Here is a 20,671-nt window from a genome sequence, read left to right on the forward strand (position 1 = left end):
TTCCGGATGTCGCTTGACAGGGATTGCGAGGCCCCATCCGGCGTCCGAGGTCGTGGTTCTCACCCGCCATTCCGCCACCGTCGTGCGGCTGAGGCCGTATTGTCGGGCGAGGGAGCTGGTCTTCTCTTGCGACGCTTGGAGCTCGGCTCGAACTCGCGGCGTTGTGCGGGCGCTCCCGTGAAGAACGTCTGCCATAGCGAATCCTCCCCTTCTCGGGTCAAGAATACGCCACGACTCTCCGGGACTGAACACGTAGCGCAGCCCGAGTGAAATGGACCCGGGAATTCGGACCAGGGCGAAAGTTGGAAGTCTGCCGCCCCGTTAGGTAACCGGAGCAGGCCATGACGAAGAGAACGAGACGGAAGATCGACGCAGGGGCCGAAAGCGAAGTTTGCGCTGGAGGCGATCCGCGAGCAGGCAACGGTGGCCGGCCTGGCGCAGCGCTACGAGGTCCATCCCAACCAGGTTTAAGCCTGGAAGGAGCAGCTTCTGGACAACGCGGCGCGGGCGTTCGACCCGAGCGTGGGTGTGGACGCCGAGAAGGTCGCGCAGAAGGCGGTCGACGACCTCTACGCGAAAAACGGCCAGTTGACGGTGGAGCGGGATTTTTTAGCCAGGAGGTCCGGCAGACGAGCGCGGCGGACCGGCGAGAGATGGTCGATCGCGGCGACGAGACGCTGTCGATCCGGCGGCAATGCGCCCTGCTCGGGGTGGCGCGGTCGAGCGTCTATCGGCCCGAGCGGCCGGCCGACGACAACGATCTCGCCCTGACGCGGCGGATCGACGAGCCGCTTCTCGGCGAAGGCCTCGATGACGACGCGCTGGGTGGTGGCGTACAGGCTTGCGTTCGCGACGCCGTCGAGCCACTGCCGAAGCTGCGCGTTGAGATCGTCGAGATTGCGGAACGAGCCGGCGAGGAAGAAGTCCTCGCGGATGTAGCGGAACGGCCGCTCGACCTTGCCCTTGGTCTGGTCGATACGGCCGGCAGGCGCGTGGCTGGAAGCCGTAGTGGCGGGGGAGATCGAGAAGACCGCGGTTGTAGACCACCAGGCCGTCGGGATCCTCGCCGGTCACCGCGGTCTTCATACGATCGTAGAGGATCTCGCGCGGCCCCCCGCCGATTGCTGCGAGCGCCGCCATGTGACAGCGCAGCACGGTCTGCAGGTCCTGGTGGATCACGAACCGCGCCCAGATCAGTCGCGAGAAGCCGAGCTCCAGCGAGAACAGCCAGACGATGCGGGTGATGCCGGGCTCGTCCGTGAAGGTCACCTCGAAGCGTGCCAGGTCGACCTGGCCCTGCTCGCCGGGCGGCGTCTCGAAGCGGACCTCGAACGGCTTCAGCGGCGCCGGCCGCAGGTCCCGAATCGCCCGCCTCACGGCCGTGTAGCTGCCGGCGAATCCCCGTTCACGCAGCTCCCGCCACAGCCGGACGGCGGTCAGCGCCGGAAAGGCCGCCAGGCGCTCCCGCAGGTACGCCAGGAACGGATCGGTGCTGCGGGCCTGCCGCTGCCGCGGCCCGTAGGCGGGCGGCTCCAGGCCGCGGGCGATATAGCGGCGGACCGTCTTGCGGTCGAGGCCGAGCTGGCGGGCGATGGCAGTGACCGTCAGGCCCTGCCGGTGAAGGTCCACAATCATCATGAGTTCCCCGAGTGTGACCACCGTGCCGGTCCCTCCCGCCAAGGGGACCAGCATCGGCGACAACCGCGCCACCCGGCCTCCCGGGGCATGCCCCGGGAGGCCGGGCGGAACGACGAAACTGGGGAAAATTCGACGCCCACAAATCGGGAGGATTCAACGCCCGGTCACAGCCGACGACCATGTCCGCCGGCGCCGCCGCCCCGTGATCACCTCGACCCGCCGGTAGCGCTCGCCTTCGTGACTGTCTTGATGCCTGTCATTATCCATCGCGACACCTCGCATCGGTCCTGCCGACACGACCGTCTACGATGCCCCAGACGCCTGCGACGAGGTGGGCCGCTCACGCCGGCTACGATAGATCTGGAAGGCCCGCAGGTTCGGCCCGACCGGCGAGCCGGCGGCATGTCGGTCGACGCCTCGGCGCGGAACGGCCGGCGGCAGCACGGACACAGGCCGCGATGAAGCGTGACGCGGGTGACGTCCGGCGCGAACTTCGGAAGCTCGATGTGGTCATAGGCGTGGAACGCGTTCTACAGCACGCCCGACACATCGGTCCCGCAGCGCTCCGCCAGAATGTCGCGCCGGCGGGTCGGGTTCGGATAAAGGGCCGGTGCGCCCCGGGGTGCGAGCGGCCCGACCCTTGCTCGTGGTCGGGTCTACATGCCGGGTCACCAGGGCGATCGTCTCGGCTTGCCCCCAGAACCAGCTGGATCAGCGCGTCCTTGTCGAGCGACTCAAGAGCCTCGCGAGTCATCCAATCCTTGAATCAGCACCCGCACATCCTGTCAAAGATCGTCTCCAGACGCGCCTGCAGCGATTAACCCGTGAGCAATTGCCGCGCAAGTTCCGGACCCGCAGGCCAGCAACGCGCAGCACGATCTTGTCGAGATCCTCTTCATCCACTTCGCCGCAAACCAAAACCCAAACCTGTGTTGACCATCGTTCCAGCCCAAAGCGTCGATCACCTTCCCGACCGAATAAGCCAAAGGGTTTTATGTTTTTAGCGAGACGAACGCGACGTCAAACCACCGCCTTAAGCAAAACTTAATTCAATACATTTCCGAACTCGCTCGCAGGATTCTTCTCAAAGATCAACTAAATGTCGCTTATTTGACGCCGCGCCTCTTCCAAGGCCTCTAAGCGTATCCAATCATAAGTCAATCGAATCCCCTCCTGCAGCGATGTTTTCGCTTTCCATCCCAGCGCCTCGATTTGTTCGGAGCTGAAGCGGCGATACTGGACACCGGTTGGCCCTCCTGTAAAACGCGGCTTAATCGTCTTTCCTGCAATTTTCGCAATGACCTGTACTAGTTCATTAATTGTAATGTATTCGCAGGTTCCAATGTTTACTGGCGCGCCTACATCCGATCTCATGATAGCTATTATTGCATCTACGGCATCTTCCACAAAAACAAAATTACGCACTGCAGTTCCGTTTCCGAACACGTTGATCGTGTCGCCGTCGTTGGCGAGAGCGATTTTCCGACAGAGTGCGGCAAGTGAGTTCTCGCGACCACCTTTCCACTCATTTCCCGGACCATAGCAGTTCTGAAACCTGCCGATGCGCGTGTTGGCGCCGAATCGTTTCTGGAAAGCCGACACGACGCGCTCAGAAAATAGTTTTTCCCAACCAAAATCATTGTCCGGCATCGCCGGATAGGCGCTATCTTCCCGAAGCTCTGGCTCCATCCTTGACATATCACGGTACACGGCGACAGAAGATGGAAAGAAGTAACGAGAAACATGCGCTGTCGCTGCGGCGCTGATCATATTTAAATTGATGAGAGCATTAGTGGTTAAAACAGAATATTCTTCGGATTCAATGAACTCTATCCCACCCATTTTCCCTGCAAGCTGATAAACTTCTTTTGGCGAGTAGTTGCCGATTCGTAGCGCTCGCGCGCAATCGATTGGGTCCTGCAAGTCAAGCAATAAGTAGTCGTCGGCAGCCGTCTCTCCGTGAGCTGGAAACCTTACATCAACTCCCCTTACCCAATAACCATCTGATTTGAGGCGATTAACCAAATAATTCCCTATGAAGCCGCCTGCTCCACAAACCACAGCAATATCTCTCATCGATCTCTCGCGCTCGGGCTTGATCGGGCCCAACTATGTGAGTCCAAGCAGACTCAGTGGGTTTCTGGATCGCTTGCTTTATACGACCGATTTACCCGACGCAGCAACGATCCGAGCTAACGCTTGACTCAGAAGCTGCGAGCACCGCCGAGGTCGGGCTCATTTGCACGGCTGATCGGGCTGTATGGTAATGTTGCGAGGGTTGAGACCGCCAGTTGGGGGACGTCATCCGTGACCGCTAGCGCCGACCCGCGTAGTTCCTCCGGCATGTCGTTGGTGAGGTCGTCAGCCTTGAATTCAGCGATGCTGGTTGGGCCAGCGCCTCGCAATGCGAAGTGTCCGGTGCGCCAACATAGCCAAAGCGGACAAAGGCGATTCTCGCATTTTTGTCACCTACTCACCAGGCCGAAACTGGCCAATCTTAGCCGATATCGCTCTGTTGCTGCAACACAAGGTGATCGGCCGCACAGTCGCTGGGCGATGGACATTTCCCCCTCCCACCGGTAGTTCTCCCTCGGTCGAACGTGCCTGCACGTCTGCGGCGTCTCGACAGCGGTCGTGTGAGCCTTCGATCGAGTGGACTAATGGAACCGGCGATCCCGCCTTGGCAGCTTTCGACCGCACCGGGGGTCGGCGTCATGGGCGTCCTCGGGGCCGCGGCACTGACCGCCGGCCTGATCCTGGTGTTGTTCCCGCTGATGCGCCGCTATGCACTGGCGCGCCCTAATGCGCGCTCGTCGCACACCATCCCCACGCCCCAGGGCGGTGGGATCGCCGTCGTCGCGACCACCCTTCTGGTGACGGTCGGGGCCGCGACCTGGTTCGGCGTCGCGCCCTGGACCGACGAGCAACTCCTGGTCGTGACGGGAGCGACGCTGCTCCTCTCGGTCGTCGGGCTGGTCGACGACATCCGTCCGATCCCGCCGGGCCCCCGCCTGCTGCTCCAGGCGATCACGGTCAGCGCCGTGGTGGCGATTCTGCCCGAGCATCTCGACCTCGTGCCGGCGGTGCCGCCCTGGATGGAGCGCGCCGGGGTGGGCTTCGGCCTGCTGTGGTTCCTCAACCTGTTCAATTTCATGGACGGGTTGGACTGGATGACGGTCGCGACCGTGGTGCCGATCACGACCGGCCTCCTGGTCCTCGCCGCCGTCGGGGCATTGCCGCCGCTCGGCGGCCTGGTGGCACTCGCGCTGCTCGGGGCGACGCTCGGCTTCGCGCCGTTCAACAAGCCGGTCGCGCGGCTGTTTCTCGGTGACGTCGGCAGCCTGCCGATCGGCCTCCTGATCGGCTGGCTGCTGGTCATGCTCGCCGCCCGCGGGCATGTCGCGGCCGCCATCCTGCTGCCCCTGTACTATGTCGCCGACGCGACCCTGACGCTGATGCGCCGGCTGGCGCGCCGCGAGCGCGTGTGGGAGGCGCACAAGACCCACTTCTACCAGCGCGCCGTGACGGCCGGCATGTCCGTGCCGCAGGTGATCGGCCGCGTGCTGGCGACCAACACGGCGCTGGCCGTCGCCGCCGTCGTCACGGTGCTGGCCGACCGGACCGCCATCAGCGTCGCCGCCCTCGCGGCCGGCTCGGCCGCAGTCGCGACCCTGCTCCTCGGCCTGTCCGGCGAGCGACGCCCGGCCGAGCAGAGACGCGCGGCCGACGCCGCCGACAACGCGCAATGATCCGTCCCGCCGCGGCGTGCTTCCCGGACCCGTGCCGGCCGATCGACGGTCCGCATGCGGCCCCCGCCGGCCCGGCGCCCGCAGGCGCGGGCCGGGATCGCCATCCCTCGAACGGTCGCTCTTGATGCTCTATCTCGCCTGCCTGCTCGTCACGCTCGTCATGGTCGTCTCGATCACGGTGATCGGGCGACGCATCGCGGCGCTGCTGCCGGAGCAGCACGCCGCGATCGGCCGCTTCGCCCTCGCGCCGGTGCTCGGCCTCGCCGCCGTGACCTTCTACGCGACCCTGCACGGGTGGCTGTGGCCGTTCACGCTCGCAACGACGGCGCTGCCGCTCGCCGCCGCCGTGCTCATCTGCGCATGGTGGGAACGGGATCGCCGCACGCTCGTTGTCGATCTCGCGACGATCGCGGCCGTCACCGTGATCGTCCTCGACCGTGCTGATGCCGCTCCTGCGGTTCGACACCTACGATCCGTTCAACGACACCTTCACGAATCTGATGCACGGCCAGTGGCTGCAGAGCCACGCCTTCTCGGAGACGGCGTCCGACTAGGGGCAGCTCCCGGCGCTGACCCAGGTCCGCCTCTATCAGAACGCCGGGCACCGCATGGGCGCCTCGTTCGTCCTCGCCTTCGTCCAGGCGGCCTTCGACGTCCCGTGGTCGTATCAGGTCTATCCGGCCGTCGTGTCGGTCGCCCTCGCGATCGACAAGGTCGCGATCGAGAAGGAGCTGATGCAGCACGGAAACGCGATCAGCTTCCGGCTCGCGACCGTGTTCGGCATGTCGCCGCGCATGCGCATCGACCTGCTCGTCAACGACTTCACCTACCGGGCCGTGCACGACCGCTTCGTCGTGCTGTTCGAGAGCCACTTCAAGCGCAACTACATCCATGTGCGCGACGTCACCCGCGCCTTCCTGCACGGCATCGTGAACTTCGACGCCATGAAGGGCCAGATTTACAATGTCGGTCTGTCGGAGGCGAACATCTCGAAGTTCGAGCTGTGCCAGCGCATCCAGACGCTGATCCCGAGCTTCGTCTATCTCGAGGCGCCGGTCGGCAAGGATCCGGACCAGCGCAACTACATCGTCTCCAACGCCAAGATCGAGGCGACCGGCTACGCGCCCGCGGTGTCGCTCGACGCCGGCCTCGCCGAGCTGATCAAGGGCTACCGGATGGTCAAGAACACCCGGTACGGGAACGTATGAGCGACAGGTCCATCCTGTCGCGGCATTCGGCGATGTGACTCCGGGGCGGGAGGGGAGGCGTGGCTCCATTGATCGGACGGCTGGCGGCCCGGGGACGGCCGTTCCTCGCCGACGCCGATGCGCTCCGCCGCCGCGTGGCGGACCGGCACGGTGCGTCCGTGCTGATCGCCTGCTTCACGGCGCTGTTTGCCGCGATGTTCCTGACGAACAGCTACTCGACCCCGCGCAACGCCTGGCTGGCGCTGGTCCTGCCCGCGGCGATCCTGATCGGCGGCCCCTACTGGCGCGAGGCGATCCGCTCTTCCCGGATCCTGTGGGCGGTCCTCGTCTATGCGGTGACGCTCCTGCTGCCCGTCGTCCTCGATCCGAGCGGAACGCTGCCGGCCGGCGGGTTCCCGATGGCCTCGCTGCAGCTCGCGCCGAGCGCCTCGTTCGGCGCGTTCACGGGAGCGTTCCTCAGGAACGCGCTGTTCGTCCTCCTCTTCGTGACGGCGACGGGGCTCCTGGTCGCGCGAGGCCCCGCGCGCTGCGAGGATGCGGTGCTCGCCTGCGCGGCGGTCGTCGCGACGAGCGCCGTGATCAACGTCGCGGTGTTCGTGAGCACGCTGCCGACCTGGCACGATCTGTCGGTCGTCCGCCTGATCGCCACCCGCGGCACCCCGAGCTACACGAACTCGACCAACATCAGCGCGACCTACGCGCTCTTCCTCGTCGGCAGCGTCGCGGTCGCCGCGGTCGGGCAGGTCGCCCCCTGGAAGCGCGTCGTCGCCGTGGTGGTCGCCGCCGGGCTGCTGCTCGGGGTCGCAGCGACGCAGTCGCGCAGCGCGCTGGCGGGCGGCGCCGCCGGGCTCCTCGTCGTCCTGATCGTCGCCGGCCCGGTGGCGCGGTGGATCACGCTCGCCGTGGTCGTCGCCCTCGTCGCGACGGTCGCCGTGCATCCGGAGCTGCAGGCGCTGGTGCTGAGCCGGGGCGCGAGCGATCGGCCGGAGGTCTGGTCGAGCTATCTCGACATGCTGTCGTGGTCCCCGTTCCTGGGCTTCGGCGCTCGGGCGGATCTCCGGATCGTCCTGCAGAACGGGATGGTGCTGGACCAGGCGCACAATCTGTTGCTCAACGCGCTGCTGCGCGGCGGGATCCTGGCCTTTGCGGCCCTGGGCTTCGTGATGGCGGCCGGCGTCTACTGGGCCCGCGCATGGCGGCGGCACGGCGGCAGCGCCGTGCCGCTGAGCATGATCGTCGCGATGATCACGTTCGGGCAGGTCGACTACGCGCTCCTGATCACGCCGCCGGCCTGGCCCTGGATGACGTTCTGGTTCCCGGTCGGCCTCTGCCTCGGCGCCGAGGTGTGGACGAGGGCGCGGCGCTCGGGCGCGCCGCTCGATCGGCCCGACACCGCGCCATCCTGCCCGGTCGAGCGGGTGGCCGGCTGATGCGCATCCTGGTCACCGGGGCGTCGGGATTCGTCGGCCGCGGGCTCGTTCCGGCGCTGGTCCGGGCCGGACGCGTCGTCCGGGCGGCGTCGCGCGATCCCGCCGCCCTGCCGCCCGGCGCTTCGGTCGAGCCCGTCTGTCTCACCGATCTCGCCGCATCGGTCGACTGGTCGCCGCTGCTCGACGGCGTCGACGCGGTCGTCCATCTCGCCGGCATCGCGCATCGCACCGGCCTCGCCGGCGACGACTACGACCGGGTCGTCCGCGCCGCCACGGCGGAGCTGGCCCGTGCCTGCGCGGAGCGGGCTCGGCATCTCGTCTTCGTGTCGTCGATCGGCGCCCAGGCCGGCTCGGCCGCCGCCCATGTCGTGCGCGAGACCGATCCGCCGCGCCCCGTCACGGCCTACGATCACGCCAAGCTCGCCGCCGAGGCCGCCGTGCGAGACGCCGGCGGCCCGTTCACGGTGCTGCGTCCGGTGCTCGTCTATGGCCCGGGCGTGAAGGGCAACATGGCGCTCCTGATGCGGATCGCCGCGTCGCCCTGGCCGCTGCCGTTCGGCGGCTTCGAGAACCGCCGCTCGCTGGTCGCCCGCGACAACCTCGCCGAGGCGATCGGCTTCTGCCTGGCCGCGCCGGCGACACGCGGCGAGACCTACGTGGTCGCCGACCGCGAGGCCCTCACGCTCGCCGAGATGATCACGATTCTCCGCGACGCCTGCGGAAGGCCGGCGCGGCTGCTTCCGGTTTCGCCGCCGCTGATCGCCGGTTTGCTGCGCGCGACCGGGCGCGCCGCGACGTGGGACCGCATCGGCGGCTCCCTGGTCGTCGACCCGGCCAAGCTCCTCGCCGCCGGATGGCGGCCCCTGATCGACACGCCGACAGGCCTTGCCGCCATGATGCGCGACCGTCTCGCCGCCCGCCCGTCCGATCCCGGACAGGCGCCGCCGTCCTCTCCTCCGCCGCGGAGCCTGCCCGAGCGATGACGCCCGACGCGCCTCGACACGGCCGTGTCCTGTTCGACTTCTCGACCTCGCTGCGGTGGTCCGGGCCGCCGGTCGGCATCATCCGCGCCGAGCACGAGCTGGCGCGCTTCGGGCTCGACCACGTCGCAGGCTTCGGGCCGGTCGCCTACGACCACGACGCCCGCGCGTTCCGCACGGTCAGCCCGGCCTATGCGCGGCTCTTCCTCGAAGCCGATGCGAGGCTCGATCTGCTCGGCCTCATCGATCCGTCGAAGCGTCACACGATCGACCGCGTTCCGCCGCGCGCCCGCTCCGCGGTGCTCTGGCTCCTGCAGCTTCGCCGCAAGATCCTGCAGACCCTGGAGCGCCGCCGCCTCACGACGGACGATCCCGCCGAGGCCGCGCGGCTGGAGCGGCTGCAGCAGCGCGTGATGTCGAAGCGGCACCGCAAGCTGTTGTTCGGACCGGACGGCCGCCGGCGCCCCTTCGTGCCGGTCGATCTCGTGTGGCAGAAACCGGTCGCCTTCACGCCCGACGACGTGCTCGTCTGTGCCGGCGCCGGCTGGGCCTTCGGCGACATCGGCGTCCTCGCCGAGCGCAAGCGGCAGGACGGGTTCCGGCTCGTTTGCCAGTGCTACGACATCATCCCGATCCTGTTCCCGCAGTTCTACAACGCCCGCGATGCGGCGTTTCGCGACTACATGGAGGCGATGTTCGGGCTCGCCGATCTGGTCGTGGTCAACTCCGAGAAGGTGCGCGAGGACACCATCGCGCATTGCCGGGCGAAGGGGATCCCTCTGGAGGAGATCACCGTGGTGCCGCTCGGCGCCGATTTCTCGCGCTGGTCCGAGCCGCGCGGCGGCACGTTGCCGAGCGGGCTCGAGCCGGGCGGGTACGCGCTCTATGTCAGCACCATCGAGCCGCGCAAGAACCACCGGATGCTGCATGGCGTCTGGCGTCGGCTGGTGGCGGACGGCGTCGTCGCCGCGAACCGCTTCAAGCTGCTCCTCGTCGGCCGTGAGGGCTGGCAGGTCGACGACCTGATGGCCGAGCTGGCCGACGACACCACGACCGGCGGCTCGCTCGTCCACTGCGCCAATCTCGACGACGCGACCATGGCGGCGCTTTATCGCCATGCCGCCTTCTGCTGCTATCCCTCCTTCTACGAAGGGTTCGGGCTGCCGATCCTGGAGTCCTTCCACTTTGGCAAGGCCGTGCTCGCCTCGAGCGGTGGATCGCTGCCCGAGGTGGTGCGCGACTTCTCGCCCTGCCTCGATCCGTCCGACCCCGAGGCGTGGTACCAGGCGCTGCGCCGCTGGATCACCGATCCGCAAGCCCGCCGCCCCTACGAGGAGCGGATCGCCGCGTCGTTCGAGTACCGGAGCTGGACCGACGTCGCAGCAGCGTTCTACGGGCTCGTCGAGGCGCAGCGCGTCGAACCATAGACCCGAGAACCGCCGGCCGCCTGCCCGTTCGGACGCCGCCTCATACCAACGGCCCCGAGGCCCGATAAAAAAAGGGCGGCGCCGAAGCGCCGCCCCGAGGCATTCGATGGAGGAAGAGACTTACTTCAGATTGCTGCCGTAGGTCAGGTCGGCCTTCAGCGAGATCACGTAGGCCTGACCGCACCACTTCGAGCCATAACCGCCGGGGTTGAGCACCGGGATGATGTTGCTCGGGCTGTAGCTGGCGCCGAAGTCGCTGGTGATCGCGTTGCACTCGCCCTGGCTCAGGTCGGTGTCGTAGTAGCGCAGATCGACCGTGAAGACGTTCCAGGTGAGGCCGACGCCGACGTTCCAGGTGTTGTAGTCGGGCAGGCGGAGGTTGCCGTAGAAGGCGTCGGTGGTGCCGAGCCAGTAGCGCCCGAACTCGCCCGAGGCGTAGAGGCCGAAGCCGGTCGGCAGCCAGTTCGACGGCGCCGTCAGCTTGAGGGTGGCGGCGGCGTACTGGGCGTCGAAGCCGAAGTTCAGCCAGTTGTCGTCGTAGTAGAACTGGCCGCCGATCGCCACGTTGTCGTTAACGGTCCAGGTCGCCTTCGCGTAGTACTCGAGGAAGCTCAGGTCGTCCTTGATGACGTTCCCGTTCACCGGCAGGCTCGGATAGCACAGGCCCGGCGAGAACGTGCTGTTGTAGCACTCGCCCTTCGGATAGTAGTAATACCAGATACCGAAGTCGAACGCGACCGGGCCGAAGGTCGGCCGGATGCCGCCGTAGATGTCGATCTCGGCGGTGGCGCGGTTCGAGAAGTCGATGCTCCAGCCGGCGACGCCCGCATACAGCTGCAGGTTCGGGTTGACGTTGTAGCGCGGCTCGAAATACGCGTTGACGGACGGGCCGTTGTTCGACTGCGAGATGCCGCGGAAGATGTAGTTCGAGTAGATGCCGGCGCCGAACGCCACGTCCCACGGATTGGTGACGACCGGCGCGACGATCTTCGGCGCCTTGACGGGCATGTCGGCGGCGAGCGCCGAGCCGGTCAGGCCGAGAGCGGCAATCGTTGCCAGAGCGATCTTCTTCATGTCGAGCCCCCTTATCCCCCTTGCGAGACGCACCGGGCTGCTGCGCTCGCCTGAACCCCACTTTTCCCTGCCCCCGACTTCCCCAAGGCGGGAGCAGATCGTGATTTATAAACTCACACGGGATGGTCGCGCGGCAAGGTAAATCGCGCGGCAATTGCCGCTTAAATAGGCAATCTAATACGGTTCATGACAGGCGTTGCCGTTCTGCCACAATGCGGCCGCACGACCTGTCCTCGGGGAGGATTTTGCTAGTCCGATCAGGCAGGCGGGCCGTTTATGACGGATCAGGACACGGGCCGGACAACGGCGAAACCGTGTCGACACGCGCGTTCCGGCGAATCGAAAAAGGGCCGCCCGAAAGGGGCGGCCCTTTGAATCACGACAGCCGGTCGCCCGGTTCAGGCGAGCAGCTGATAGGCCGGGACGGTGAGGAAGTCCTCGAACTCCGGCGCCAGCGAGAGGCGGCGGAACAGCTCGATGGCCTCGGGGAAGCGGCCGGCGTCGTAGGCCTCGGCCCCGAGCTCGCCGCGCACCCGCTCCATCTCCTCGCCCAGCGCCTTGTCGAAGAGCTCCGGCGTCACCGTCACGCCGTTCTCCAGCACGGCGCCGTACTGCAGCCACTGCCAGATCTGCGCGCGCGAGATCTCGGCCGTCGCCGCGTCCTCCATCAGGTTGTAGATCGGCACCGCGCCGCGGCCGCGCAGCCACGCCTCGATGTACTGCACGCCGACCCGGATGTTGAGGCGGAAGCCCTCCTCGGTCTTGCTGCCCTCGTGGAGTCGCAGCAGATCGGTCTGGCCGACCTCGACGTCGTCGCGCTGGCGGTCGACCTGGTTGGGCTGTGGCATCAGCCGGTCGAACACCTCCTTGGCCACCGGCACTAGGTCCGGATGGGCAACCCAGGTGCCGTCGTGGCCGTCGTTCACCTCGCGCTCCTTGTCGGCCCGCACCTTGGCGAAGGCCGCCTCGTTGGCCGCCGGATCGCCCTTGATCGGGATCTGCGCCGCCATGCCGCCCATCGCGAAGGCGCCGCGGCGGTGGCAGGTCTTGATCAGCAGGAGCGCGTAGGCGCCGAGGAACGCCTTGCCCATCACCACTTGGCCGCGGTCCGGCAGCACGTAGTCGGGGCGCTTCGCCAGCTTCTTGATGAAGGAGAAGATGTAGTCCCAGCGCCCGGCGTTGAGGCCGGCCGCGTGGTCGCGCAGCTCGTAGAGGATCTCGTCCATCTCGAAGCCCGCCGGCAGCGTCTCGATCAGCACCGTCGCCTTGATGGTGCCCTTCGGGATGCCGAGCTTCTCCTGGGCGTGGAGGAACACGTCGTTCCACAGCCGCGCCTCGAGATGCGACTCGAGCTTCGGGATGTAGAAGTACGGGCCCGAGCCCTTGGCGAGCAGCGCCTTGGCGTTGTGGAAGAAGTAGAGGCCGAAGTCGAACAGCGAACCCGACATCGGCTCGCCGTCGACCGTGACGTGCTCCTCGAGCAGGTGCCAGCCGCGCGGCCGGATGATCAGCACGGCCGGGTTGTCGCCGATCGCGTAACGCTTGCCCGAGGTCTCGTCGGTGAAGTCGATCTTGCCGTCCCAGCGGTCGCGCAGGTTGAGCTGGCCCTCGATGCAGTTCGACCAGGTCGGCGAGTTGGCGTCCTCGAAGTCGGCCATGAAATGCGTCGCGCCCGAGTTGAGGGCGTTGACGATCATCTTGCGGTCGACCGGACCCGTGATCTCGACGCGACGGTTCTGCAGGTCGGCCGGGATCGGGCCGACTTTCCAGTCACCCGAGCGGATCTCCGCCGTCTCGGGCAGGAAGTCGGGCAGCTCGCCGGCGTCGAAGCGCGCCTGGCGCTCGGCGCGCGCCGCGAGCAGCTCGCGGCGGCGGCCGTCGAAGCGGCGATGCAGCTCGGCCAGGAAGGCGAGCGCGCCCGGCGACAAAATCTCCGGATAGCGCGGCCCCATGCGGCCCTTCACGACGACGCCCGGAACGGCGCCGCCGCGCGCCCGCGGCCGCTCGGCCCGCGGCTTCTTCTCGGACGGACGCAGCGCCGAGGCGGGCCTTGGCGCGGGCTTGAGCGCCGACGCCGCCGCATCGGCGACGGTCGCGACCACCCGACGCACCGCGCGCTTGACCCGACCGGCGGCGCGCTCGCGGGCGATGTCGAGGCTCGACATCGCCGCCGGCGCTTCGGCGGGCTTCTTCGCAGCCGGGGTCTTCGCGGCCGCCTTGGCGGGCTTCGCCGCGGGCTTGGTGGCGGGCTTGGTGGCGGGTTTGGCGGCGGGCTTGGCGGCCGATTTGGCGGCCGGCTTCGTCACAGGCTTGGCCGACGCGGTCGGCGCCTTAGACGGCTTCGCCGCGGCCTTCACGGCCCCCTTCGGAGCCGCCTTGGCGGCGACCTTGGCAGCCTTCGGAGCCACCGGCTTGGCCGACTTGCCGGCGGGCTTCACCGCCGCGCGCGTCGCAGCGCGCGCGGCCTTTGCCGGCTTTGCAGCCTTGGCGGTCTTGGCCGACGTCACCGGCCGCGATGCCTTCGCAGGCTTCGCCGGCTTGGCGGGCTTCGCGACCTTGGCCGCAGGCTTCACGGCTCGCTTCGCCGGCTTGCTCGCCTTGACCGGCTTCGCCGGCTTGGTCGCAGTTGCCGGCTTTGCCGGCTTGCTGGTCTTGCCGGCACGGCTCCCGGCCGTGGCCGCCTTTGTGGCGGATATCTTGGCGGCTGTCTTGCGCGTCTTGGGCTCGGCGGCAGCCGCGCCTTTCGCCGCCTTGGCGCCCTTCGCGCCCGTCTTCTTCTTCATCGGATTCCGGGATGCCTTGGCCATGGGACCTCTTCGTCGGCCTTCGTCTCGTTCAGGGACTCGGTTGATCGATCTCGCCCGCGACCGCGGCGGCGGCGACGGACGGCGGGGGAACGCTCACGTCGGACGAGGCCGGCGTGGCGATGTCGGCCGGCGGCGTCGGCGCCGGACGACGAACGATGCGGCGCGGCTTCGGCGCCGATTTCGTGGCGGTCGGCTTGGCAGCGGCCGGCTCGGCGGCGGCGGGAGCCGGGGCTTCGGCGGCCGGAGCGGCGACGGGCGCGGGAGCCGGGGCCGGCGCGGCGACGCGCTTACGGACCGCGGCCTTCGCAGCGGGCTGCTTCGCAGCAGGCTTCTTGACCGGGGCCTTCTTGGCCGTGGGCTTCTTGACGGCGACCGGCTTCTTCGCGGCCGTCTTGCTGACGGCGGTCTTCCTCGAGGCGGCCTTCTTGGGCGCGGTCGCCTTCGCGGCGGCCTTGCGGGCAACGGTCTTCTTCGCCGCGGGCTTCTTGGCAGCCGTCTTCTTCACGGCCGGCTTCTTCGCCGCGGCCTTCTTCGCGGCCGGCGCCTTCGCGGTGGTCTTCTTGGCGACCGGCTTCTTCGCCGCGGTCTTCTTGGCCGCCGTCTTCTTGGCGGCCGGCGCCTTGGCGGCGGCCTTCTTGGTCGTCGCGCTCTTGGTCGCGGCGGCCTTGGCGGGCTTGGTGGCGGACTTGGCGGCAGGCTTCTTGGCCTTGGCCTTCGGCGCGGCCTTCTTCGCGGTCTTTGCCATGTGGGATGCTCCCGATCTCGACTGGGCTCGACGTTACGGCGACGGATTGGCCAGGATCATCGAACACCGAGAAGAACCGTGCGGGGACGCGGACGACGTCGCGGCGCTCCTGTCGGGCACACCGGATTCGACCATTCCGCGATGCTCCATGGCCATCGGCGCTGAACCCCGATCGTCCGACCGAGGCGAGGGCTCGGTGTGCGCGACCGGGAGTGCGAAGCCCGCGGCGATCCGTGAGAGGAGCCGACGTCGTCGGCAGATGACCGCATCGGGCGCGTTCTTCTCGATAGTCACGATCTTGCGCTCGCGCAACCGATTCGCCAACCGAGCCGCACGCTTTTCATGTCATGTCGGACGTGAGCTGACGGCAGCGCGCGCTCCATCTTTCACGACGACACCGCGCTTGCAACGCCTTTCGTGCGATGTCTCGCCCGCTGCGTGACGATCGCGATCGTCACGCAGGCCGCGTCCGCGGCGATGCGCCGCCCGCACCGGTGCCGGCGAGCGCCGCCGGGCGCGGGCCGCCGGTGGCCCAGTCGACGAGCTCGACCGGGTGCACGACCGGGATCGCGGTGGCGCCCGCGAGCTGCGTGATGCAGCCGATATTGCCGGCCGCGATCACGTCCGGCGCGAGGCTCTCGAGGTTGCCGATCTTGCGGTCGCGCAGGCGGTCCGACAGCTCGGGCTGGAGGATGTTGTAGGTGCCGGCCGAGCCGCAGCACAGGTGTCCCTCCGGAACGTCGCGCACCGTGAAGCCGAGCCGTGCCAAGACCTCCTTGGGCTGCCGCACGACCTTCTGTCCGTGCTGCAGCGAGCACGGCGCCTGGTAGGCGACCGTGAGGGCCGGCACCGGCGCGCGCGTCACGTCGCTTAGGCCGTGCAGCACCTCCGACACGTCGCGCACCTTGGCCGCGACCCGCGCCGCCGTGTCGGCGAAGGCCGGGTCGGTGCGCAGCATGAAGCCGTAGTCCTTCATCGTGGTGCCGCAGCCGGACGCGGTCGAGACGATCGCGTCCAGCCCGTCGCCGTCCAGCTCCGCCGCGAACGCCGTCACGTTGGCGCGCGCCGCGGCGAGCGCGTGATCCTCGTCGCCCATGTGGTGCGTGACCGAGCCGCAGCAGCCTTCGCCGGCCGGCAGCACGACGTCGAAGCCGTGCCGGGTCAGTACCCGGAAGGCGGCGGCGTTGATGTCGGGCGACAGCACCCGCTGGACGCAGCCGGACAGAAGCCCGACGCGGCCGCGCCGCGTCCCCTCGGCCGGGAACACCCGGCCCGAGGGCGCCGGTGCCGGCAGCAGGCGCGCCGGCGCGAGCCGCAGCATGGCGGCGACGCGCGAGAACCCGGCGCGGGCGAGCAGCGGCGCCAGCGGCTTGCCGAGCGTCGCGGCGGCGCTCGCCAGGCGGAACAGCCGCGGGTTCGGAATGCTGCGGGCGAGCAGCATGCGCAGCAGCCGGTCGTGCCAGGGCCGCCGATAGGTGTCGGCGATGTGGGTGCGGGCATGGTCGACGAGGTGCATGTAATGCACGCCCGACGGGCAGGTCGTCATGCAGGAGAGGCACGAGAGGCAGCGGTCGATGTGCTTGGCCTCCTCGGGCCCCGCCGGCCGGTCGGCCTCCAGCATGTCCTTGATCAGGTAGATGCGGCCGCGCGGGCTATCGAGCTCGTCGCCGAGCAGCACATAGGTCGGGCAGGTCGCCGTGCAGAAGCCGCAATGGACGCAGGCGCGGAGGATCTTGTCGGCCTCGGCGATGGCCGGATCGGCCAGCTGGGCGAGAGAGAACTCGGTCCTCATGACGCGCTCACACCCCCGCCCACATCCGCCCGGGGCACAGCACGCCGCGGGGATCGAAGCTCTCCTTGACCCGCCGGGTCAGCACCGCGAGCGGTCCCGGCTGCGGCTCGAACACGTCGACTGCGGCGCGCACCGCCGCGGGCGCACGGATCAGGGTCGCGTGGCCACCGCAGCGGGCCGTGGCGGTGCGCACGGCCGCCGCGCCCGCGTCCGCGGACGGCGCGACCGCCGCCCACACGAGCCCGCCGGCCCAGTCGAAGAGAACCTCCGCGTCGGTCGCGGCGGCGATCAGGGCGGCGACCTCGGCGCCGCGCGACGGCGCCGTCGAGATGCGCCACACCGGCCGGTCGGCCTCCGGCGTGCCGGAGGAGCGGAACGGCGTGACGTCACGCACGGCCGTCCACAGGGCACGCGAGGCCTCCACGGCGAGGCCCTCGCGGGCGCCGTGCGCGGCGAGCAGGCCCAGGAGCCCGTCGCGGCGATGGGCGACCGACGGCGCGACGCCCTCGAGCCGCAGTGCCGTCACGGCACGGCCGTCCGGCAGGCCGGCGACGCCGGTGCGCCCCGCGACGCCGGCCGGCAGATGGGCGGCGCCCGACACCTCGAAGGGTGAGCCCATGGCGGCCGCCATGGCGGCGACGGCCGCCTCGGGCGACAGCCCGAGGACCAGCACGCTCGCCTCGGTCTCGGCCCGCGGGAGGGTCTTGATGGTCACGTCGGTCAGCGCCGCGAGGGTGCCGAAGGAGCCGGCCATCAGCTTGGAGAGGTCGTAACCGGTGACGTTCTTCACCACCCGGCCGCCCGCCTTGAACGTCTCGCCGCGCCCCGACACGGCAACGAAGCCGAGGAAGTGGTCGCGCGCCGCCCCCGCCTTGATGCGCCGCGGGCCGGACAGGTTGGTCGCCAGCACGCCGCCCAGCGTCCCCTCGCCCGGCGCGCCGCCGAGCAGCGCGGAAAAGTCCATCGGCTCGAAGGCGAGTTCCTGGCCGTTCTCGGCGACCAGCGCCTGCACGGCGGCGATCGCGGTCCCGGCGCGGGCCGAGAGAACCAGCTCCTTCGGCTCGTAGAGCGTGATGCCGGCGAGACCGGACAGGTCGAGCGTGGCGTCGGTCTGGGCCGGCCGGCCGAGCGCCCGCTTGGACCCGCGTCCGACGATCTCCAGGGTCTTGCCGACGCCGAGCGCCCAGCGCACGGCCTCCTCGGCCTCGGCGGCATCGCGGGGAGCGAGGGGGGCGGTCATGGTGCCCTTTCTCGTTCGTTTGCCATTCCCGGATCGGGCATGTGCGTTCCCTCTCCCCGCGCGCGGGGAGAGGGTGGCTCGGACCGAAGGTCCGAGTCGGGTGAGGGGGCGCCTCCGTATCCACGAGAGGCCACCTCACCCGACATCCGCGCTGGACGCGCGAATGTCGACCTCTTTGGCGCGGCAAGAGCCGCGCCCCCGCGCGCGGGAAGAGGTGACGGCAGCGGCGCGAGGCGAAGCGGCCCGACCGGCATCAGAACCTCGGGATGTCGGGAAACGGCAGCTTGCCGCCGGAGACGTGCATGCGGCCGAGCTCGGCGCAGCTGGACAGCTCCGGAAACACCTTGCCGGGGTTGAGAAGGCCCTTCTGGTCGAAGGCACATTTGAGCCGCTGCTGGTGGTCGAGATCGACCTCCGAGAACATGGTCGGCATCAGGTCGCGCTTCTCGACCCCGACGCCGTGCTCGCCGGTGAGCACGCCGCCGACCTCGACGCAGAGCCGCAGGATGTCGGCTCCGAACGCCTCGGCGCGGGCGAGCTCGTCCGCGTCGTTGGCGTCGTAGAGGATCAGCGGGTGCAGGTTGCCGTCGCCGGCGTGGAACACGTTGGCGCAGCGCAGCCCGTACTTCTCCGACAGCTCGCGGGTGCGCTGCAGGACATAGGGGAGCTTGGCGCGCGGGATCGTCCCGTCCATGCAGTAGTAGTCGGGCGAGATGCGGCCGACCGCCGGGAACGCCGCCTTGCGGCCGGCCCAGAACAAGAGCCGCTCCTCCTCGGAGGCCGACACCCGCACCGTGACGGCGCCGCAGTCGCGCGCGATCCCGGATACGGTTTCGACCAGGTGGTCGCACTCGGCCCGCGGCCCGTCGAGCTCGACGATCAGGATCGCCTCGACGTCGAGCGGGTAGCCGGCGTGGACGAACTCCTCGACGGCCGCGGTGGCGAGCCGGTCCATCATCTCCATGCCGCCCGGGATGATGCCGGCCGCGATGATCTTGCCCACGCAGTCGCCGGCCGCCTCCGGGGTCTCGAAGCCGATGAGCAGCGCGCGCGCCGTCTCCGGCTTCTGTAGGATGCGCACCGTGACCTCCGTCACCACACCCAAGAGTCCTTCGGAGCCGGTCACGACTCCCAAGAGGTCGTAGCCGCCGGCGTCGAGATGGCTGCCGCCGAGCCGCACCACCTCGCCGGTCATCAGCACCATCTCGCAGCCGAGCACGTTGTTGGTGGTCAGGCCGTATTTGAGGCAGTGCACGCCGCCCGAGTTCTCGGCGATGTTGCCGCCGATCGTGCAGGCGATCTGCGACGACGGGTCGGGCGCGTAATAGAAGCCGGCGTGCTCGACCGCGCGGGTGATGGCGAGGTTGGTGACGCCGGGCTCGACCACGGCGACGCGGTCGGAAAAGTCGATCCGCCGGACCTTGCTGAACTTGCCCATGCCGAGCAGCACGCCGTCGCCGAGCGGCAGCGCCCCGCCCGACAGCGAGGTGCCGGCGCCGCGCGGCACCACCTTGACGCCGTTGTCGAAGCAGAACCGCAGCACCTGCGACACCTGCTCGGTGGTGCTCGGCAGCACCACGACCAGCGGGAGCTGTCGATAGGCGGTCAGCCCGTCCGATTCGTAGGGCCGCATCTCGCGCGTCGTGGCGATCACCCCCTCGCCGGGCACGATCCGTCGCAACGCCGCGACGATCTCGTCGCGGCGCGCCAGCACGGCCGCGTCGGGCGCCGGCATCCGCACGCTCATGGGGATCCTCCCAGTGATCCTTGTTCTCGTTGGATCCACTCTACAGCCAATTGACCGGCGGCGAACAGGACCGGCATGATCGCACCGGCCGCACCCTGGTGCCGGCCTCGCAGTCTTCCATTCTCGTGTCTCGCCCGGCGCCGGACCAACACGCGCCGTCCCGGGCGACCCGTTCATTCAGGAGTAGAACTTTGGATATCCGTTCGATCATGGTGGCGACGGCCGCGTCCGCGGCCCTCGTCGCGGCGACCACGGTGGCGCCGGCCCAGGAGGCCCCGAAGGCCTTCGCCCAGTGCAAGGCGTGCCACAAGGTGGAGGCCGGCAAGAACGGCGTCGGTCCGTCGCTGTTCGGCATCTACGGCGGCAAGCTCGGCCAGGTGGCCGGCTTCAAGTACTCCGACGCCCACCTGAAGTTCGCCCAGCAGACCGTCGACGAGGCGTTCCTGACCAAGTACCTGGCCGACCCGAAGGGCACGATCCCGGGCAACAAGATGGTGTTCGCGGGGCTGAAGAACCCGGACGACGTCAAGGCCGTGATCGCCTATCTCAAGACCGTGAAGTAACCCGACCAGGCTGCCGCGGCCGGTGCCCCCGGTGCCGGCCGCGGCGCCCCCCCCGATCGACGCGAGGCGCGCCTACGCCACGCGCGTGACGCTCCGAACGCGAGCGCCGTCGCGGCCGGCGGCGGCGCCCAACCCGCGATTGATGGTCGCGGCGTGCCGTCCTAGGCTCCGGGGCGAAGGGCTTTGACCCCCGTCAACATCGGCCCCTGCCCGCCTTCTAGCATCGACAGCTGAAACGAGAGCCCCTGCAACGAGAGGACGCCGGCCGGCC

General features: G+C 68.8%; 13 protein-coding genes and 2 pseudogenes. 6 read left to right on the forward strand and 9 right to left on the reverse strand.

The genetic code is table 11. The features are described 5' to 3' along the window. The 3 genes and pseudogenes from ABTU92_RS01025 to ABTU92_RS01035 all read right to left on the reverse strand — a co-directional run. Window positions 1-195 (reverse strand): annotated as a pseudogene (locus ABTU92_RS01025) (IS481 family transposase); the annotation flags it as partial. Window positions 196-788: 593 nt separating this feature from the next. Beyond that, window positions 789-1,659, reverse strand: a pseudogene (istA, locus tag ABTU92_RS01030) (IS21 family transposase); the annotation flags it as partial. A 1,074-nt stretch (window positions 1,660-2,733) separates the two neighbouring features. Continuing rightward, a complete protein-coding gene (locus ABTU92_RS01035) occupies window positions 2,734-3,714 on the reverse strand; it encodes an NAD-dependent epimerase/dehydratase family protein (protein ID WP_408086793.1) in 981 nt (326 codons plus the stop codon). A 584-nt stretch (window positions 3,715-4,298) separates the two neighbouring features. Between ABTU92_RS01035 and ABTU92_RS01040 the strand changes: the two genes are divergently transcribed. From ABTU92_RS01040 to ABTU92_RS01060, 5 genes are all read left to right on the forward strand, one after another. Continuing rightward, window positions 4,299-5,387, forward strand: a complete 1,089-nt coding sequence (locus tag ABTU92_RS01040) for an MraY family glycosyltransferase (protein WP_408086795.1) — start codon at window positions 4,299-4,301, stop codon at window positions 5,385-5,387. Window positions 5,388-5,995: 608 nt separating this feature from the next. Then, the gene (locus ABTU92_RS01045; protein ID WP_408086797.1) at window positions 5,996-6,595 is read left to right on the forward strand and encodes an NAD-dependent epimerase/dehydratase family protein; all 600 of its coding nucleotides are present in this window, start codon (window positions 5,996-5,998) and stop codon (window positions 6,593-6,595) included. A gap of 59 nt (window positions 6,596-6,654) precedes the next feature. Next, window positions 6,655-8,025, forward strand: a complete 1,371-nt coding sequence (locus tag ABTU92_RS01050; protein ID WP_408086799.1) for an O-antigen ligase family protein — start codon at window positions 6,655-6,657, stop codon at window positions 8,023-8,025. Beyond that, window positions 8,025-9,008, forward strand: coding sequence for an NAD-dependent epimerase/dehydratase family protein (locus tag ABTU92_RS01055; protein ID WP_408086801.1), 984 nt, complete (start codon window positions 8,025-8,027; stop codon window positions 9,006-9,008). Before ABTU92_RS01050 ends, ABTU92_RS01055 begins: the two co-directional genes overlap by 1 nt. Continuing rightward, complete coding sequence (locus ABTU92_RS01060) at window positions 9,005-10,432, forward strand: glycosyltransferase (protein ID WP_408086803.1); 1,428 nt, start codon at window positions 9,005-9,007, stop codon at window positions 10,430-10,432. Before ABTU92_RS01055 ends, ABTU92_RS01060 begins: the two co-directional genes overlap by 4 nt. A gap of 120 nt (window positions 10,433-10,552) precedes the next feature. Here ABTU92_RS01060 and ABTU92_RS01065 read toward each other — a convergent pair whose 3' ends face one another. The 6 genes from ABTU92_RS01065 to ABTU92_RS01090 all read right to left on the reverse strand — a co-directional run bounded on the left by ABTU92_RS01065 (window position 10,553) and on the right by ABTU92_RS01090 (window position 19,837). Beyond that, entirely contained in the window at window positions 10,553-11,506 is a 954-nt protein-coding gene (locus ABTU92_RS01065; RefSeq protein ID WP_408086805.1) for a TorF family putative porin, read from the reverse strand. Window positions 11,507-11,904: 398 nt separating this feature from the next. Beyond that, window positions 11,905-14,313, reverse strand: a complete 2,409-nt coding sequence (aceB, locus tag ABTU92_RS01070; RefSeq protein ID WP_408086807.1) for a malate synthase A — start codon at window positions 14,311-14,313, stop codon at window positions 11,905-11,907. A 28-nt stretch (window positions 14,314-14,341) separates the two neighbouring features. Then, complete coding sequence (locus tag ABTU92_RS01075; RefSeq protein ID WP_408086809.1) at window positions 14,342-15,058, reverse strand: histone H1-like repetitive region-containing protein; 717 nt, start codon at window positions 15,056-15,058, stop codon at window positions 14,342-14,344. Window positions 15,059-15,512: 454 nt separating this feature from the next. Further along, window positions 15,513-16,850: a glycolate oxidase subunit GlcF gene (glcF, locus tag ABTU92_RS01080; RefSeq protein ID WP_408086811.1), complete on the reverse strand. Its 1,338-nt coding sequence runs from the start codon at window positions 16,848-16,850 to the stop codon at window positions 15,513-15,515. Between the two features lie 7 nt (window positions 16,851-16,857). Beyond that, window positions 16,858-18,090, reverse strand: coding sequence for an FAD-binding protein (locus tag ABTU92_RS01085; RefSeq protein ID WP_408086813.1), 1,233 nt, complete (start codon window positions 18,088-18,090; stop codon window positions 16,858-16,860). A 253-nt stretch (window positions 18,091-18,343) separates the two neighbouring features. Further along, the gene (locus tag ABTU92_RS01090) at window positions 18,344-19,837 is read right to left on the reverse strand and encodes an FAD-linked oxidase C-terminal domain-containing protein (protein WP_408086815.1); all 1,494 of its coding nucleotides are present in this window, start codon (window positions 19,835-19,837) and stop codon (window positions 18,344-18,346) included. Window positions 19,838-20,028: 191 nt separating this feature from the next. On the opposite strand from ABTU92_RS01090, the gene ABTU92_RS01095 reads away from it, so the two are divergent. Beyond that, the gene (locus ABTU92_RS01095; protein WP_408086816.1) at window positions 20,029-20,400 is read left to right on the forward strand and encodes a c-type cytochrome; all 372 of its coding nucleotides are present in this window, start codon (window positions 20,029-20,031) and stop codon (window positions 20,398-20,400) included. The last annotated feature ends 271 nt before the right edge of the window (window positions 20,401-20,671 follow it).

It is taken from the genome of Rhodoplanes sp. SY1 (assembly GCF_046000175.1).
In the GTDB taxonomy this organism is placed as follows: Bacteria; Pseudomonadota; Alphaproteobacteria; order Rhizobiales; family Xanthobacteraceae; genus Rhodoplanes.

What these genes read in the sequence shown, in the direction of transcription:
- ABTU92_RS01035 (WP_408086793.1), bottom strand. Translation starts at nt 3,714, where the DNA reads ATGAGAGATATTGCTGTGGTTTGTGGAGCAGGCGGCTTCATAGGGAAT.
- ABTU92_RS01040 (WP_408086795.1), top strand. Translation starts at nt 4,299, where the DNA reads ATGGAACCGGCGATCCCGCCTTGGCAGCTTTCGACCGCACCGGGGGTC.
- ABTU92_RS01045 (WP_408086797.1), top strand. Translation starts at nt 5,996, where the DNA reads ATGGGCGCCTCGTTCGTCCTCGCCTTCGTCCAGGCGGCCTTCGACGTC.
- ABTU92_RS01055 (WP_408086801.1), top strand. Translation starts at nt 8,025, where the DNA reads ATGCGCATCCTGGTCACCGGGGCGTCGGGATTCGTCGGCCGCGGGCTC.
- ABTU92_RS01060 (WP_408086803.1), top strand. Translation starts at nt 9,005, where the DNA reads ATGACGCCCGACGCGCCTCGACACGGCCGTGTCCTGTTCGACTTCTCG.
- ABTU92_RS01065 (WP_408086805.1), bottom strand. Translation starts at nt 11,506, where the DNA reads ATGAAGAAGATCGCTCTGGCAACGATTGCCGCTCTCGGCCTGACCGGC.
- aceB (WP_408086807.1), bottom strand. Translation starts at nt 14,313, where the DNA reads ATGGCCAAGGCATCCCGGAATCCGATGAAGAAGAAGACGGGCGCGAAG.
- ABTU92_RS01075 (WP_408086809.1), bottom strand. Translation starts at nt 15,058, where the DNA reads ATGGCAAAGACCGCGAAGAAGGCCGCGCCGAAGGCCAAGGCCAAGAAG.
- glcF (WP_408086811.1), bottom strand. Translation starts at nt 16,850, where the DNA reads ATGAGGACCGAGTTCTCTCTCGCCCAGCTGGCCGATCCGGCCATCGCC.
- ABTU92_RS01085 (WP_408086813.1), bottom strand. Translation starts at nt 18,090, where the DNA reads ATGACCGCCCCCCTCGCTCCCCGCGATGCCGCCGAGGCCGAGGAGGCC.
- ABTU92_RS01090 (WP_408086815.1), bottom strand. Translation starts at nt 19,837, where the DNA reads ATGAGCGTGCGGATGCCGGCGCCCGACGCGGCCGTGCTGGCGCGCCGC.